The sequence below is a fragment of the Haemophilus paracuniculus genome, assembly GCF_002015115.1.
Lineage (GTDB): Bacteria > Pseudomonadota > Gammaproteobacteria > Enterobacterales > Pasteurellaceae > Haemophilus_E > Haemophilus_E paracuniculus.
In genome coordinates this window covers 19,368-34,993 of the sequence record NZ_MUYA01000014.1, presented here as the reverse complement: position 1 = coordinate 34,993, position 15,626 = coordinate 19,368, and the positions used below count along the sequence as shown (strand labels likewise).

The 15,626-nt window shown below is 46.4% G+C and carries 13 protein-coding genes; 2 read left to right on the top strand and 11 right to left on the bottom strand.

What is annotated here, in order from left to right:
* Positions 1 to 80 precede the first annotated feature (80 nt).
* From fusA to yczE, 10 genes are all read right to left on the bottom strand, one after another.
* Positions 81 to 2,183 carry an elongation factor G gene (gene fusA / locus B0187_RS09195; protein ID WP_078237563.1) on the bottom strand — a complete coding sequence of 701 codons (2,103 nt, stop codon included), beginning with the start codon at positions 2,181 to 2,183 and terminating at the stop codon, positions 81 to 83.
* A 93-nt stretch (positions 2,184 to 2,276) separates the two neighbouring features.
* On the bottom strand, positions 2,277 to 2,747 hold the full coding sequence (gene rpsG, locus B0187_RS09190) for a 30S ribosomal protein S7 (RefSeq protein ID WP_078237562.1): 471 nt from the start codon (positions 2,745 to 2,747) through the stop codon (positions 2,277 to 2,279).
* A 136-nt stretch (positions 2,748 to 2,883) separates the two neighbouring features.
* Entirely contained in the window at positions 2,884 to 3,258 is a 375-nt protein-coding gene (gene rpsL, locus B0187_RS09185; RefSeq protein ID WP_005543325.1) for a 30S ribosomal protein S12, read from the bottom strand.
* 130 nt (positions 3,259 to 3,388) lie between these two features.
* Complete coding sequence (locus B0187_RS09180; protein ID WP_078237561.1) at positions 3,389 to 3,832, bottom strand: hypothetical protein; 444 nt, start codon at positions 3,830 to 3,832, stop codon at positions 3,389 to 3,391.
* Positions 3,833 to 3,910: 78 nt separating this feature from the next.
* The gene (rfaC, locus tag B0187_RS09175) at positions 3,911 to 4,879 is read right to left on the bottom strand and encodes a lipopolysaccharide heptosyltransferase RfaC (RefSeq protein WP_078237560.1); all 969 of its coding nucleotides are present in this window, start codon (positions 4,877 to 4,879) and stop codon (positions 3,911 to 3,913) included.
* A gap of 126 nt (positions 4,880 to 5,005) precedes the next feature.
* The gene (locus B0187_RS09170; RefSeq protein WP_078237565.1) at positions 5,006 to 5,737 is read right to left on the bottom strand and encodes a DUF3800 domain-containing protein; all 732 of its coding nucleotides are present in this window, start codon (positions 5,735 to 5,737) and stop codon (positions 5,006 to 5,008) included.
* A 26-nt stretch (positions 5,738 to 5,763) separates the two neighbouring features.
* A complete protein-coding gene (gene cysE, locus B0187_RS09165) occupies positions 5,764 to 6,579 on the bottom strand; it encodes a serine O-acetyltransferase (RefSeq protein WP_078237564.1) in 816 nt (271 codons plus the stop codon).
* Between the two features lie 26 nt (positions 6,580 to 6,605).
* Positions 6,606 to 7,619: an NAD(P)H-dependent glycerol-3-phosphate dehydrogenase gene (gene gpsA / locus B0187_RS09160; RefSeq protein WP_078237559.1), complete on the bottom strand. Its 1,014-nt coding sequence runs from the start codon at positions 7,617 to 7,619 to the stop codon at positions 6,606 to 6,608.
* Positions 7,619 to 8,119 (bottom strand): peptide-methionine (S)-S-oxide reductase MsrA, encoded by a 501-nt coding sequence (gene msrA / locus B0187_RS09155; RefSeq protein WP_078237558.1) that lies wholly within the window; start codon positions 8,117 to 8,119, stop codon positions 7,619 to 7,621. The genes gpsA and msrA overlap by 1 nt, the downstream gene beginning before the upstream one ends.
* A 120-nt stretch (positions 8,120 to 8,239) precedes the next feature.
* Entirely contained in the window at positions 8,240 to 8,881 is a 642-nt protein-coding gene (gene yczE, locus B0187_RS09150) for a membrane protein YczE (RefSeq protein WP_078237557.1), read from the bottom strand.
* Positions 8,882 to 9,515: 634 nt separating this feature from the next.
* On the opposite strand from yczE, the gene rimO reads away from it, so the two are divergent.
* Positions 9,516 to 10,847, top strand: a complete 1,332-nt coding sequence (gene rimO, locus B0187_RS09145; protein ID WP_078237556.1) for a 30S ribosomal protein S12 methylthiotransferase RimO — start codon at positions 9,516 to 9,518, stop codon at positions 10,845 to 10,847.
* Between the two features lie 14 nt (positions 10,848 to 10,861).
* Positions 10,862 to 12,910, top strand: a complete 2,049-nt coding sequence (locus tag B0187_RS09140) for a UDP-glucose:protein N-beta-glucosyltransferase (RefSeq protein ID WP_078237555.1) — start codon at positions 10,862 to 10,864, stop codon at positions 12,908 to 12,910.
* A 176-nt stretch (positions 12,911 to 13,086) separates the two neighbouring features.
* Here the strand turns inward: B0187_RS09140 and mrcB are convergent, their stop codons facing one another.
* Entirely contained in the window at positions 13,087 to 15,492 is a 2,406-nt protein-coding gene (gene mrcB / locus B0187_RS09135; RefSeq protein WP_078237554.1) for a penicillin-binding protein 1B, read from the bottom strand.
* Positions 15,493 to 15,626: the final 134 nt, after the last annotated feature.

The following is a 15,626-nucleotide window of genomic DNA, read 5'->3' as shown; positions in this document are numbered from 1 at the left end:
AATTTTTCTTTAGACATTTGAATATCTTCCTAGAAAGGGAGCCATAAACCCGATTGTTTATGGCTCGGGGTTAAAAAATCTTATTTTTTGCGAGCTTCAATAACTGCTGCTGCAACGTTTTGTGGTGCTTCTGCGTATTTCAATGGTTCCATTGAGTATGACGCACGACCTTGGGTTTGTGAACGAAGGTCGGTTGCATAACCGAACATCTCTGCAAGCGGTACTTCTGCGTTGATTTTTACAACGAATTCGTTTGCTTCTTGACCGTTCACCATTGCACGACGACGGCTTAAATCGCCGATTACATCACCCACGTAATCTGGTGGAGTTTCCACTTCGACTTTCATAATTGGTTCAAGAAGAACTGGGTTTGCTTTTGCGAACGCTGCTTTGAACGCTAATGACGCTGCAAGTTTAAACGCAAGTTCTGATGAGTCCACATCGTGGTATGAACCGAAGTGTAAACGTACACCAAGATCGACTACTGGGTAACCTGCTAATGGACCAGATTTGAGCTGTTCTTGGATACCTTTATCAACCGCAGGAATGTATTCGCCAGGGATTACACCACCTTTGATTTCGTTCACGAACTCGTAACCTGGGCCTTCTGGCTCTAATGGGTACAAGTCGATCACCACGTGACCGTATTGACCACGACCACCTGATTGTTTTGCGTGTTTACCTTCCACATCGTTTACACGAGTGCGGATAGTTTCACGGTAAGATACTTGTGGTTTACCAATGTTCGCTTCAACTTTGAACTCACGACGCATACGGTCAACGATAATATCTAAGTGTAACTCACCCATACCTGAGATGATGGTTTCACCAGATTCTTCATCAGTGTGAACACGGAATGAAGGGTCTTCTTGTGCAAGACGACCAAGTGCCAAGCCCATTTTCTCTTGGTCAGCCTTAGTTTTTGGCTCAACCGCAACAGAGATTACTGGCTCTGGGAATTCCATACGTTCAAGGATAATTGGTTTATCCAAATCACATAATGTATCACCTGTGGTTACATCTTTTAAGCCGATTGCCGCAGCGATGTCGCCCGCACGAACTTCTTTGATCTCTTCACGTTTGTTTGCGTGCATTTGAACGATACGACCGAAACGCTCACGTTTTTGTTTCACAGAGTTCATTACGGTGTCGCCAGAGTTGATTACGCCTGAGTACACACGGAAGAAGGTTAAGTTACCTACGAATGGGTCAGTGGCGATTTTGAATGCTAATGCAGAGAATGGCTCTTCATCGCTTGCGTGACGCTCACCTTCGGTTTCGTCAAGGTTGATACCTTTGATCGCTGGAATGTCAGTTGGTGCTGGTAAGTAATCAATTACCGCATCAAGCATTGCTTGAACACCTTTGTTTTTGAACGCAGAACCACAGCAAACTGGGATCACTTCGCTCGCTAACACACGCTGACGTAACGCAGATTTGATCTCTTCTTCGGTTAATTCTTCGCCTGAGAAGAATTTTTCCATTAACTCTTCTGATGCTTCTGCCGCTGCTTCAACGAGGTTGTTACGCCATTCTTCACATTCAGCTACCATATTTGCAGGAATGTCTTCGTAAGTGAAAGTCATACCTTGGTCAGCTTCGTTCCAGTTAATCGCTTTCATTTTGATTAAGTCGATTACACCAGTGAAGTTTTCTTCTGCACCGATTGGAAGTTGTAAAGGAACAGCATTACCGCCTAAACGGGTTTTGATTTGCTCAACAACACGAAGGAAGTTAGCACCAGTACGGTCCATTTTGTTTACGAACGCAATACGTGGAACTTGGTATTTGTTCGCTTGACGCCATACTGTTTCAGATTGAGGTTGAACACCACCTACCGCACAGTAAACCATTACCGCACCGTCAAGAACACGCATTGAACGCTCTACTTCGATTGTAAAGTCAACGTGTCCTGGGGTATCGATAACGTTAATACGGTGTTGTGGATATTGTTGCGACATACCAGCCCAGAATGCTGTGGTTGCCGCAGAGGTGATAGTAATACCACGCTCTTGTTCTTGTTCCATCCAGTCCATTGTTGCAGCACCATCGTGTACTTCACCGATTTTGTGGCTAACACCTGTATAGAACAAGATACGCTCAGTTGTAGTAGTTTTACCCGCATCGATGTGCGCACTAATACCGATGTTACGGTAGAGTGAAATAGGGGTTGTACGAGCCATTATTATTACCTTGTTTGGTTTAATGAAATTTGATAGGGATAAGGCTTCACCGCAAATGTTGAGATGAAGCCTCTAAGATAACCTATAAAACGATTACCAACGATAGTGAGCAAACGCTTTGTTCGCCTCAGCCATACGATGAACGTCTTCACGTTTCTTCACGGCTGAGCCTTTGTTATCTGCTGCATCAGAAAGTTCGTTTGCTAAACGTAACGCCATTGATTTGTCGCCACGTTTACGAGCTGCTTCAACAATCCAACGCATTGCAAGTGCATTACGGCGAACTGGACGAACTTCTACTGGTACTTGATAAGTAGAGCCACCCACACGGCGAGATTTAACCTCAACGGTTGGGCGAACGTTTTCAAGTGCGATTTCAAATGCTTCTAACGCTTCTTTACCAGAACGTTGAGCAAGTGTATCTAATGCACTGTAAACAATTGATTCTGCGATAGATTTTTTACCATCTACCATTAAAACATTGATAAATTTTGCAAGTAATTCTGAACCGAATTTCGGATCTGGAAGAATCTTGCGTGGTTCAACACTACGACGACGTGGCATTGCGAATTTCTCCGTATATAAATCTTCAGGATACCCAAAACTCATCTAGTGCGAAAATCGCATTTTGACTGGAGTTTATGGTTTAAATATAGTGAATAACTAAATTAGACGTTTGGCCTTACTTAACGGAGAACCATTAAGCCTTAGGACGTTTAACGCCGTATTTAGAACGACCTTGTTTACGATCTTTAACGCCTGCACAGTCAAGTGCACCACGTACAGTGTGATAACGCACACCTGGTAAGTCTTTCACACGACCACCACGGATAAGCACAACACTGTGCTCTTGAAGGTTATGACCTTCACCGCCGATGTATGAAGTAACTTCAAAGCCATTAGTTAAACGAATACGGCACACTTTACGAAGTGCAGAGTTCGGTTTTTTAGGTGTAGTTGTGTACACACGAGTACACACGCCACGTTTCTGCGGGCAAGCCTCTAATGCAGGAACGTTGCTTTTTACAACCTTTTTAACACGCGGTTTGCGTACTAGCTGGTTGATAGTTGCCATTAAAAAGCTCCAGTTAAAATAATTAAAATAACGTATAAAAACCACTTTTCACAAAGAAAAGCCTGCGGATCATAGTCGCAAAAACCGCCAAAGTCAAGGATTTTCCCCTTTCTCTGCTTTCTTTACATTTCTAGCCAATGAAAGCGATTAGATAAATCACTAACATAAGACCAACGAGTAAGGCGGTAAAAATCATTAACACCTCTCTCAAAAAGCCAAATTCACTTGGGTCATAATGGGAATTATGGTTTGGTGTGATATTGGCTTGTGGGGCGGTTTGCCCACTTCCCCCATCGGAACGAACGGAATTAGAATCGTGCGTAGTGATTGAGCAAGATAAATCGCTGCCGTAAGGATTTCCAGCCGCATCCAATCCCCCAATTCCCCCCATCATCGGCAGTCCCGTGGCAGGGTTGATTTCAGTCTCTTGTTTTGTCGCCGTATCATTGCTGAAAAATGAAAAAGAACTGTCGCTTGAAAACGAAGAACCAGAAAAACTACTGCTAGAATAATCAAAGCTACTGCTGGTGGTATAGCTGATTGATGAACTGCTTGAAGAATTAAAATCGTCCATATTTTCCTCACTTATTTTGTGATAGAACAATTTTAGCGAAAAGACAGAATCAAAACCGTGATTTCGTTCACAAAATCATCATTTTGGCAGCAAGTCAGAAAGCCGATCCCACACTTGTTCTGCCGAGATTTCCGCCATTGAACAAGCGGTAAGATAGTGCTGATTTTTACCGTAAGCCCCGATTAAATTCGGGTCGGTCGCCCCGTAAAGAATGATGTTGGGTTTGTCGAGGGCGGCGGTGAGGTGGCTCAAGCCTGTATCCACCGACACCACCGCCGTGGCTTCGGCGAGATGTTGGGCGAGGGGGGTTAGGGTTAATTTTGGCAACACCTTAATCAACGGCGAAGATTGAGCCAACCGCTCGGCTCGGGCTTTTTCGGCGAGATTGCCCCAAGGCAGATGTACTTCAACCCCCGTTTGGCAAATCTGCGAGAACAGTGCCGCCCACGCCTGTTCCGTCCAATGTTTATCCGCTCGCGTAGTGGCGTGAATTGCCACCACATAGGGCTTGCAAGCGGTCAGATTTGCCGAATTTTTGGCGAAATGGCGAGCAATGTCGTAATCGCCCACCTCGTTCGGCAAGTCGTAGCCCAGCGATTGAGCGAACAATTTGCGGATACGTTCCACCGCGTGTTGCTGATAGGGAATGGCATATTTTTTATCGTAAAAACAAGCACTTAGCCCCTCACGGGCGGAATTTTTATCGTAGCCGTGCTTCGTGCCATTCGCCAAACGGGTGGCAAGTACCGCACTTTTCAGCAAGCCTTGTGCGTCAATCACCGCCTCATATTTTTCGCTTTTGAGCTGGGAAACATAGGCTCGCCATTCCTGCCAAGTCTGGGGCGAAACCAACCGCTTACGCCATTGCCGAATCGCCACTGGCACGACATTTCGCACCGCTGAATGCCATTGGGGAATTTCCGCAAAAGCACGTTCCACCACCCAATCCACTTGCAAATCAGGAATGGCTCGCTGGGCATCCGTCAGGGCTGGCAAGGCGTGAATCACATCGCCCATTGACGATGTTTTAACCAGGCAGATTTTCATTTTTCGTTCTCTATTTGATGATTTTTGTTGCGAATTTAGTTGGTTGATTTATACTTCCCCCTAAATGGATCGGGGGTTCTCGGTCGGCGTTATAGTCTCGGTGGGTTCATCGAGGCTTTTCGCTTTTTAGGGATGAGGAAAACGCTTTAATCCTCTCGGATCTTCATTTTCTCCGACCACATAAAATTTCTGGCGTAAAATCTCAAAAGCTCGATTAGCTTGCGTTTTGTCTAAAATATATCGTCCGATTGGTCTCGCGACTAAATCAGCTAATTGTAACCCCGATGAATTAACTTGTTTAGAGACAATTTTTATTTTAAACGGTAAGGATTTTTGAAATTTATTATCGCCACCACAAATGCGTAAAAATTCTAACTCTAATTCTTCATCTTCTTTTTTACCTCGCCCCTCAACAATCACAAAAGTGATTTTATCCGTTTGATTTTGTTCGCAAATAAATTCATAAAGTGTTTCTAAACAATGTTTTAACGATAAATGATAAGGGTGAACAGATTTATCTGCGACACGTTTTTTATCAATTACGCAAGAAGCTAATTTAAAATCAGAATGTTCAATAATTTCACTTAATTTGTGAATAAAAATTTCCCTTGCTTCTCGATTTGGGAAAATATTAAAAGGGGCTTTCTCTTTGCGGATTTCGTGTTCGTGTAAAACAATTAAATCGTGTCCAAAATACTCAAATTTTAATTTTTGTAACTGAGGCACAACAGTATTTAAATAGTGATTTTTCTCAAAAATGCAAAACGCCAAAACGAATACGGGATAGTTCGCATCAATCGAAGTCAAGCTATGATCGCCACTTTCGTCCACATAAACGATAAAATCACTATATTGCATATTTTCTAAAATCCCACCGCTTGCCACTAAATCCCCATTCCCTCTACGTTTTCAATATCGTCAAAGTATTGGTTCATATCGAACGCAGGTTTTTGTAAGGCGGATTGCGAGACCACCTTGGCTGGCACGCCAGCGGCGGTGGCGTGGTCGGGGATTGGGTTAAGCACCACCGAATTTGCCCCGATTTTGGAATAACGCCCGATTTCGATATTGCCGAGAATTTTCGCCCCCGCTCCGATCATCACGCCTTCGCGGATTTTCGGGTGTCGGTCGCCGTGTTCTTTGCCTGTGCCGCCGAGGGTTACGCCTTGCAAAATCGACACATCATTTTCAATCACGGACGTTTCGCCCACCACAATCCCCGTAGCGTGGTCGAGCATAATGCCGCAGCCGATTTTCGCCGCAGGGTGAATATCCACATCAAACGCCACTGAAATTTCATTTTGCAGATAAACCGCTAACGCTTTCCGCCCTTGTTGCCAAAGGAAGTGAGTAACACGGTAGCTTTGCAGGGCGTGGTAGCCTTTGAGATAGAGCAACGGGGTCGTCCATTTATCCACCGCAGGATCACGGCTTCGCACCGCTTCAATATCGCAGGCGGCACTCTCAATAATGTGCGGATCGGCAAGGTAAGCCTGTTCGATAATCTCTTTCAGGGCAATCGCAGGCATAATTGGGTTGGCGAGTTTGTTCGCCAAAATATAGCTCAACGCCCCGCCCAAATTTTGGTGGGTCAAAATAGTAGAATGGAAAAAACTCGCCAACATCGGCTCGCTGGTCGCCAGTTCTTGTGCCTCTTGACGAATGTTTTGCCACACTTGGTTAAGATGTTCTAAGCTCATTTCTGCCATATTTTTCCCCTTTTTTGTTATTCGCCTTTGCGTTCACGTCCGAGCAGGCTGGCGACAACCTCTTTGGCGTGTTTACCACAAAACAGCATTTGGTAAATTTGTTCCACAATCGGCATTTCCACCCCTTGACGTTGAGCGAGCAAAAACGCCTCTTTGGTGTTGTAAAAGCCCTCAACCACCTGCCCGATTTCCGCCATTGCTTGCTCGGCAGTTTTGCCTTGCCCGAGCATTAGCCCAAATCGGCGGTTGCGAGATTGGTTGTCGGTACAGGTCAGCACCAAATCGCCCAAGCTCGCCATTCCCATAAAGGTGGTAGGATTCGCCCCGAGGGTTTGCCCCAAACGACTGATTTCGGCTAACCCACGGGTAATCAAGGCGGTGCGAGCGTTCGCCCCGAAGCCCATTCCGTCTGAAATGCCTGCCCCAATCGCGATTACGTTTTTAATCGCCCCACCGAGTTGCACCCCCACCATATCCGCATTGAGATAAACCCGAAACGCTTTCGAGCAGTGAATCCGCTGCTGCATTTGGTCGGCAAATTCCGCATCGTTTGCAGCAAGGGCAATCGCCGTTGGCAAGCCTTGGGCGAGTTCTTTGGCGAAAGTCGGGCCCGACAGCACTGCAAGCGGGTAGTTTGTGCCGAGAATTTCCTCAACCACCGATTGCAACAGTCGCCCTGTGTCTCTTTCTAAGCCTTTGGTCGCCCACATAATGCGATGATCGGGGCGTAACAGCGGTTTGATTTGAGCCAACACTTGCGAAAAAACGTGGCTTGGCACGACTAGCAAAATATCTCGCACTTTGGCGAGGGTTTCGGCTAAATCGCTATCAATCTGCAAGGCTTCGGGAAAGGCGATATCGGGCAGAAATTCCTGATTGGTGCGAGTTCTCGCCATTTCCGCCATTTTGTGCGGATTATGCCCCCACAAATAGGTAGTTTGCCCGTTGCGTGCCAACGCAATCGCCAACGCCGTGCCGTAAGAGCCAGCCCCTAAAATCGCGACAGGGGCAGAGTAGCTTTGTTCGTTCATTATTGATTCGCCAAAATTTCGTTCATCAGTTGAATATCAATGTGGCAGTAGCCCGTTGGGTTTTTGTCGAGGTAATCCTGATGATATTCCTCGGCAGGGAAATATTGTTCCAACGGCTCATTTTCCACCGCAAGCGGTTGGTTGTAGCCTTTTTGTAGCTCGACGAGGGCGGTGCGAATGGTTGGCTCGTCTTGCGGATCGACATAATAAATCCCCGTGCGATATTGAATGCCTTTATCTTCGCCCTGCTGGTTAATGCTAACGGGGTCGATCACCTTGAAATAGTAATCCAACAATTTCGCCAAGCTGATTTGGGCTGGATTATAAGTTACTTTCACCACTTCCGCGTGCCCGCTGCCTTTGCACACCTCTTGATAGGTTGGATTGAGGGTATTACCGTTAGCGTAGCCCGATTGAGCATCAATCACGCCCCGAATCCGTTGCATAAAGGCTTCCACCCCCCAAAAGCAACCGCCAGCTAAATAGATTTCTTTGTTCATTGTGTTTGTCCTTATTTTTATTTGATTGAATTGATTAAAAATTCAAAAAATCTGACCGCTTGTTTTGGGACGCGAGCCTCGCGTCCCTACCGTAGGGACGCCACGCTGGCGTCCATTTTCCTATTGCGAATAACGCCGCTGTAAAAACCAAATCGTGCCTTGAATAATCCAGCCGACTGAAAGAGCAAAAACGACCGTACTCACGCCAAGTGTGCCGCCGAGCAACGCACCCAAGACGCAGACGATAACCTCAATCGAGGTGCGAACTCGCCCCACGTTCCAGCCGTAGCGTTGGCAGATGCCGACCATCAAGCCGTCTCGCGGGCCAGCCCCTAATTTGCACGAAAGGTAAAAAGTCGTGCCGATCCCAAACACCAAAATCCCCGCCACCATAAAGGCGATCCGCACCATTAAATCTTCGGGGACTGGCACAAAGCTGACCGTGAGATCGATAAAAATTGCAATCAAAATAATGTTGAGAATCGTGCCAAGCCCAAAGCGAAGTTTGAGCGGAATCCAGAGCAACAGCACCACTACGCTGACAATCGCCACCACAGTGCCGATTGAAAGCCCCGTTTGCAGGGCGATGCCTTGTGAAAGCACCGTCCACGGCGTTGAACCGAGCGAAGCCAGCACGAGTAAACCATCGCCCACACCCATTAGGCTCATTGCAATGCTAATAATGGCAAGGGTTTGCGGACGCAGTTCCCACAAGTGAGAAGCCGCCCACGAAGTCTGAGGGATAGGGTTTGTTTTTGCCATAGGTTTTGAAGTTAAGGGGAAATGATTGAAAGCCTAATCGAAAATGGATTTTTGTCAATTCTGATTGTTATTTTTTATTGGCGAAATTTTTAGAAATCTTACTCCTTGTTTGAAATTGTTACTTTCTTTGCTCGTGCAAAGACAAACGCTTGCGTTTGAGCGTTGGCGAAGCCAACGACCCGAAGGGCGAGCGAAGCGAGTAAATCACCAAAGAAACACGCCCCGAGTATTTTGCTGATGTTTCGCTTGTTTCTAATTTCTGCGGTCAATTTGTAAACTCGCTTGCTTCGCAAGCTCAAACAGTACAAATTGACCTTGAAATTGACGAAACCGCTCAACGCAAAATGACGGGGGCAACAGGGACAAAGTCCCTGAAAATTCATAACCTAGTACGGCTTGCCGTGCTAGGTAATTCGCAGGAAAGATTTTTGTAAATTTCTCTTTTATTCCGTTTTGAGCGAAGATTAAAATTTGACTTTCGTCCAAAAAATCATCAAAAATTCAGCAGATCTGACCCCTTGTTATAGTTTTTCCGTTCTAAATTTTGTACAATCCCTCTCTATTTTTTCTGTGGTTTTTCGCAGAGCATTGATTTTTCAGTGATTACCTATTCTTTTTTGAGATTTTAGATTTTATGCGTTCAGCACCCAACATTGGTTTTATTAGCCTTGGTTGCCCTAAGAATTTAGTGGATTCAGAGCGGATTCTGACCGAATTGCGTTCAGACGGTTATAACATTATTCCGAGCTATGAAGATGCGGATTTGGTGATTGTGAACACCTGCGGTTTTATCGACAGTGCGGTGCAGGAATCCCTTGAAAGCATTGGCGAGGCGTTAGAGGCGAACGGGAAAGTGATTGTTACGGGCTGTTTGGGGGCGAAAGAGAACCAGATTCGTGAGGTTCACCCGAAAGTGCTTGAAATCACGGGGCCGCATAGCTATGAGGCGGTGATGAAGCACGTTCACAAATATGTGCCGAAGCCTGAATATAATCCTTACACCAGCCTTGTGCCGAAGCAAGGGGTCAAACTCACGCCGAAACATTATGCCTATCTGAAAATTTCAGAGGGCTGCGATCATCGTTGCACGTTCTGCATTATTCCGTCTATGCGTGGCGATTTGGATAGCCGTCCGATTGTGCAAGTGTTGGACGAGGCGAAACGTTTAGTCGATGCGGGTGTCAAAGAGCTTTTGGTTGTGTCGCAAGATACGTCAGCTTACTCGCTCGATAAAAAGCGTGAAGAAGGCACGAAAACCGTGTTTTGGAACGGTATGCCGATCAAAAATAATTTGATTACCCTGTGCGAACAGCTCGGCTCAATGGGCGTGTGGGTGCGGTTGCATTATGTTTATCCTTATCCGCACGTTGATGATTTAATTCCGTTAATGGCGGCGGGCAAAATTTTGCCGTATTTGGATATTCCATTGCAGCACGCCAGCCCGAAAATTTTGAAAGCGATGAAACGCCCTGGGTCGATTGAGCGAACCCTTGAACGCATCAAAAAATGGCGTGAAATCTGCCCTGATTTGACCCTGCGTTCGACCTTTATTGTCGGCTTCCCAGGGGAAACGGAAGAAGATTTCCAGCTCTTGCTTGATTTTATTCAAGAGGCTCAGTTGGATCGCGTTGGTTGCTTTAAATTCAGCCCTGTTGAGGGGGCGGTGGCGACCGAAATGGCGGATCAAGTGCCAGAAGAAGTGAAAGAAGAACGCTTCCACCGCTTTATGCAGTTACAACAACAAATTTCTGCCGAACGTTTACAGCGTAAAATCGGCAAGACCCTTGCCGTTATCGTTGATGAAATTGACGATGAGGGCATTATCGGGCGTTCAATGGCGGACTCACCGGAAATTGATGGGGTGGTTTATGTTGAAAACACCTCTGGAACAGAAGTAAAAATTGGTCAAATTATTTCTGTGACGATTACCCACGCAGACGAGTACGATTTGTGGGGAACTTGTTAGATTAAGGAAACTTTATGTCAAAAAATCAACAAAAAAACCAAGCACCAGTAGAAAAAACGCGTCCAAGTGTAATGCGTTTTGAAGAGGCAGTTGCTGCAAAGAATTACGAGGTGGCTTGCACTGAATTGCTTTCTATTTTAAGCGAGATTGATGCTCGTTTTGGGGAAGTAGACGGGGTAGATTGCACTTATCCGAAACAGTTGGCGGAAGCGACAATGTTGCAATACCGCAACGAGTATTTCTGTACGCGTATGGCGACCGCGATTACGACCTTATTCAGCGATCCAAAATTAAGCATCTCAGAAGCGGGGGCATTGCGTTTCTTCACTTTACAGCGTTGGATTTCATTGATTTTCGCAAGTTCGCCTTATGTGAATGCGGATCATATCTTACAGGTTTACAACAAAAACCCAGATAAAACCTCAGCCGAAGTGCATTTAGAGCCAAACAAAACGGTGATCACCAAATTCTGTATTCTCTATTTGCCAGAATCGAACCTCAACATCAGCTTAGATGCGTTGTGGAATACGGATCAAGTGCTTTGTGCAGGGCTTTGCTTTGCGTTGCAATCGCCACGTTTTATCGGCACAGAAGCGGCTTTCGCCAAACGTTCTGCCGTTCTGCAATGGTTCCCAGAAAAATTAGCTACGATCAAAAATTTAGATCGTGTACCAAACAGCATTTCCCACGATGTGTATATGCATTGTAGTTACGACATTGCCCCGAATAAACACATCGTGAAAAAAGCCCTTAACCAAGTGATCCGCCGCCATTTATTAGAGTGTGGCTGGCAAGATCGTGATGTGTCAAAACTCGGCTACCAAAACGGCAAGCCTGTAATGGTGGTGGTGTTAGAGCATTTCCATTCGGCTCACTCAATTTACCGCACCCACTCAACCTCAATGCGTGCGGCACGCGAGCGTTTCCACTTAATCGGTTTAGGTGGCGATAAAGTCGATCAGCTCGGCCGTGAAGTGTTTGATGAATTCCACATCATCGAGGGCAACTCGCTACTCGACAAAATGAATTTCATTCGTGAAATTTGTGAGAAACAAGGTGCGTCAATCCTTTATATGCCAAGTATCGGAATGGATTTACTGCCGATCTTCCTCAGCAACACCCGTGTTGCCCCAATTCAAGCGGTGGCATTAGGACACCCAGCCACAACCCATTCCGATTTCATCGAATATGTGGTGGTGGAAGACGACTACGTTGGCTCAGAAGAGTGTTTCAGCGAAACATTATTACGCTTACCAAAAGATGCCTTGCCTTATGTGCCATCGGCACTTGCCCCAACGTCCGTAGAATACCGCTTGCGTGAAAATCCAGAAGTGGTTCACATCGGCATTGCGGCAACCACAATGAAGTTAAACCCATACTTCCTAATGGCATTACAAGCGATTCGTGATCGTGCAAGAGTGAAAGTGCATTTCCACTTCACCCTTGGTCAGTCTGCGGGCATCACCCACCCGTATGTGGAACGTTTTATCAAAACCTACCTCGGCGACTCAGCAACGGCTCACCCACACACGCCATATCACGAATATCTTCGCATTTTGCACAACTGCGATATGATGTTGAACCCGTTCCCATTCGGCAACACCAACGGCATCATTGATATGGTAACCCTCGGCTTAGTGGGTATTTGTAAAACTGGCCCAGAAGTGCACGAACACATTGACGAAGGCTTATTCAAACGCCTCGGCTTGCCAGAGTGGTTGATCACCAACACCGTTGATGAATATGTGGCACAAGCGGTACGTTTAGCGGAAAATCATCAAGAACGTTTAGCACTACGCCGCCACATCATCGAAAACAACGGCTTGCAAACCCTCTTTACCGGCGACCCAACCCCAATGGGTAAAGTGTTCCTCGAACGCTTACAACAATGGGCAGAGCAAAACGGCGTGAGCTTACAAAGCACACCAACCGATAAAGCCGAAAAAACGCCAGCCAAAGAGCCAGCGAAAAAAGCCCCTGCTAAAAAAGCAACGGCAAAAAAATCAGACGAGTTAAGCCCACTGGCAAAAGCGGCAAAACAAGTTAAGAAAAAAACGAAATAATCGTTTAACACCAAAAACAAAGGGCTGAATTTCAGCCCTTTTCTTTTTTCAAAATGCTGAAACAAGCGGTGGGATTTTTAGAAATTTCGTATGTGTTGAGTTTATCATTAAGTGAAATTTTTAAAAATCCCACCCCTTGCATAAAAAATCCCCTCACAACTGCAAGGGGATTTTGGTTATTCACGCGGGGCGACTTCTTCGCTTGGGGCGGATTGTTGTTCCGCTTCTTCCGCTTTTTGGTTGAGATTTTCTTTCTCTTTGTTGATTGAGAGCGCGTCCCACACGCTTGGTTTGCCTGCTTCGACTACGCCTGCACTGGTGCAGTAGCGTTGTCCTTTATCACGCCAAACGGGGATTTGGCGGGAGCTACTGCAATCCCAACTGCCGTAGCTGCTAATGCCGACCCATTGAATCGCAGGGGATTTCGGCAATTTGAGCGGGGTTGGGTTGGCACGTTGTAGATACTCTTTATAAACGTATAACGCACCGCTTGAACCCGTGAGGTAGGTATCGGTGTTGTTATCTTTACCTAGCCACACGGTGGTTACGTTTTCGCCGTCAATCCCGACAAACCAAGTGTCGCGGGCGTTGTTGGTTGTTCCCGTTTTACCCGCTAATTTCAGTTTGGCGAAATTCTCTTGTAGGCTACGAGCCGTGCCTCGTTCCACCACTTGCTGCATTGCGTAAAGGGTTTGGATCGAAGCCTCAGGCGGCAACACTTGCTGGCTGACTTCTTCCAGATTGCGTTGATAAACCAATTCGCCGTTGTAGCCCAGCACCGATTCAATGGTGGTTAATGGGGTTTTCAAGCCTGAATTTGCCAGCACTTGGTAAGATTTGGTTACATCGTAAGGCGAGATCGAGTAAGAGCCGAGCAACATCGCAGGATAGGCAGGAATATCCACTTTATCCCAGCCCATTTCTTTTTGTTTTTCGATCACTTTTTTCAGCCCGACTTTCATCCCGATATTGACCGTTGGAATGTTGAGGGAACGCACGAGAGCGTCCATTAACATTACCGAGCCACTAAAACGGCGGTCGTAGTTGCGAGGTGTCCACGGGGCTGAGCCTTTGGTGTAAATGGTGATCGGCTGGTTTTTGATCGGGGTGTTCAAGCGGAACGATTGGGGTTGAGCCAACGCTATCGCATAAATGGATGGTTTCACCAACGAGCCGATTTGACGTTTGGATTGGAACGCACGGTTAAAGCCCGCAAATTGGGTCAAACGGTCGCCCACCACCGCACGCACCTTGCCCGTGCGATATTCCGCCACCACAATCGCCGATTGCAGATCTTTAACTTTCTTATCGCCATTTTCGAGATCTTCCAAACCGTTGATCACCGCTTGTTCCGCCGAACGTTGCTGTTTGCGGTCGAGGGTGGTGAAAATTTTCGCCCCCGAAAGCAAGTGCGATTTGCCCTCGCCTAGTTCGTTTTTCAGATCTTGGGATAACACCTGCATAAAGGCAGGTTGTTGGCGGTAAATTGTGCCTTTTTCTTTTACGCCAAGGGGTTGCTTAACCAAAAATTGATACTCATCTTCGGTAATCGCCTTATTTTCAAACAACAGCTTCAACACCACATTACGCCGTTCGAGTGCCGCTTCGGGGTATCGCCACGGATTATACAGGGAAGGTCCTTTCACCATTCCCACCAATAACGCCATTTGCGAAGGGGTGATCTCTTGGATTGGTCGCCCAAAATAGAACTGGCTGGCGAGGGCAAAACCGTGAATTTGGTAACTGCCGTTCTGCCCTAAATAGATTTCGTTGAGGTAAGTTTCGAGAATGCGGTTTTTGTCGTAGCGGAAATCCAAAATCAACGACATCAACGCCTCGTTGATTTTGCGAGTGAGGGACTTTTCGCTGCTCAAAAACAGGTTTTTCACTAACTGTTGGGTGAGGGTACTCGCCCCCTGCACGGTGCGACCTGCTTGATAGTTCGCCACCAACGCACGGGCAATCCCCATTGGGCTAATGCCATCGTGCTGATAAAAGCGTTTATCTTCGGTTAAAATCAGCGATTGGATCAGAAAATAGGGGTATTGTTGCAAGCGTAACGCTTGGCGTTCTTCATCGCTGTCGGAATGTAACATTGCGATCAATTTCGGATCGAGCCGAAATTCGTCCACCGCTTTGACTTGCACTAAATCTTCAATGCGAACCAATTTATCATTCACGAAACGCAGGCGTAACACCCGCAACGCCTCAGGGTTTTCAGGGAACGGAAAGGCACGGCGGATCAACACCAAATTGTTCTCTTCAATTTTGAAATCGCCTGGCGTAGTAACTTGCGAAAACACCTCACGATAACCGTTGTCGAGCAAGGCTTGTTTGGTTTGATCGAGGGTGAGATTATCTTCAAGGCGAATGCTCTCAATCCGAGCATACACTTCCGCTGGCAACTGCCACACCTGACCGTCCATTTTGGCACGGATCTTGCCGTCAAGATAAATCCCATAAAACGCCGCACAACAGACCCCAATTAACGCTAACTTCGCCAAAGTTGGTAGAAAATAACGCTTTTTCGCAGGTTTCGGTTGCGGTTCAGACGATTGTGGTTCGATAGAATGATCAGTCATTTTTTTATTCTTTTTATAAAATTTGAGCGGATCTGACCGCTTGTTTGGCTTTGCCCTCTCTTTTTTTCTCGTTTTGTACAAACGTGCGAAATAAAGACAATGCGACAAAATGCGTTAAGCAATTTGTCGCAGAG

Coding starts and splice junctions, on each gene's coding strand:
- msrA (WP_078237558.1), bottom strand. CDS start 8,119: ATGAACAAAGAAATCTATTTAGCTGGCGGTTGCTTTTGGGGGGTGGAA.
- gpsA (WP_078237559.1), bottom strand. CDS start 7,619: ATGAACGAACAAAGCTACTCTGCCCCTGTCGCGATTTTAGGGGCTGGC.
- B0187_RS09180 (WP_078237561.1), bottom strand. CDS start 3,832: ATGGACGATTTTAATTCTTCAAGCAGTTCATCAATCAGCTATACCACC.
- fusA (WP_078237563.1), bottom strand. CDS start 2,183: ATGGCTCGTACAACCCCTATTTCACTCTACCGTAACATCGGTATTAGT.
- mrcB (WP_078237554.1), bottom strand. CDS start 15,492: ATGACTGATCATTCTATCGAACCACAATCGTCTGAACCGCAACCGAAA.
- yczE (WP_078237557.1), bottom strand. CDS start 8,881: ATGGCAAAAACAAACCCTATCCCTCAGACTTCGTGGGCGGCTTCTCAC.
- cysE (WP_078237564.1), bottom strand. CDS start 6,579: ATGAGCTTAGAACATCTTAACCAAGTGTGGCAAAACATTCGTCAAGAG.
- rpsL (WP_005543325.1), bottom strand. CDS start 3,258: ATGGCAACTATCAACCAGCTAGTACGCAAACCGCGTGTTAAAAAGGTT.
- B0187_RS09140 (WP_078237555.1), top strand. CDS start 10,862: ATGTCAAAAAATCAACAAAAAAACCAAGCACCAGTAGAAAAAACGCGT.
- rimO (WP_078237556.1), top strand. CDS start 9,516: ATGCGTTCAGCACCCAACATTGGTTTTATTAGCCTTGGTTGCCCTAAG.
- rfaC (WP_078237560.1), bottom strand. CDS start 4,879: ATGAAAATCTGCCTGGTTAAAACATCGTCAATGGGCGATGTGATTCAC.
- B0187_RS09170 (WP_078237565.1), bottom strand. CDS start 5,737: ATGCAATATAGTGATTTTATCGTTTATGTGGACGAAAGTGGCGATCAT.
- rpsG (WP_078237562.1), bottom strand. CDS start 2,747: ATGCCACGTCGTCGTAGTGTTGAACCACGCAAGATTCTTCCAGATCCG.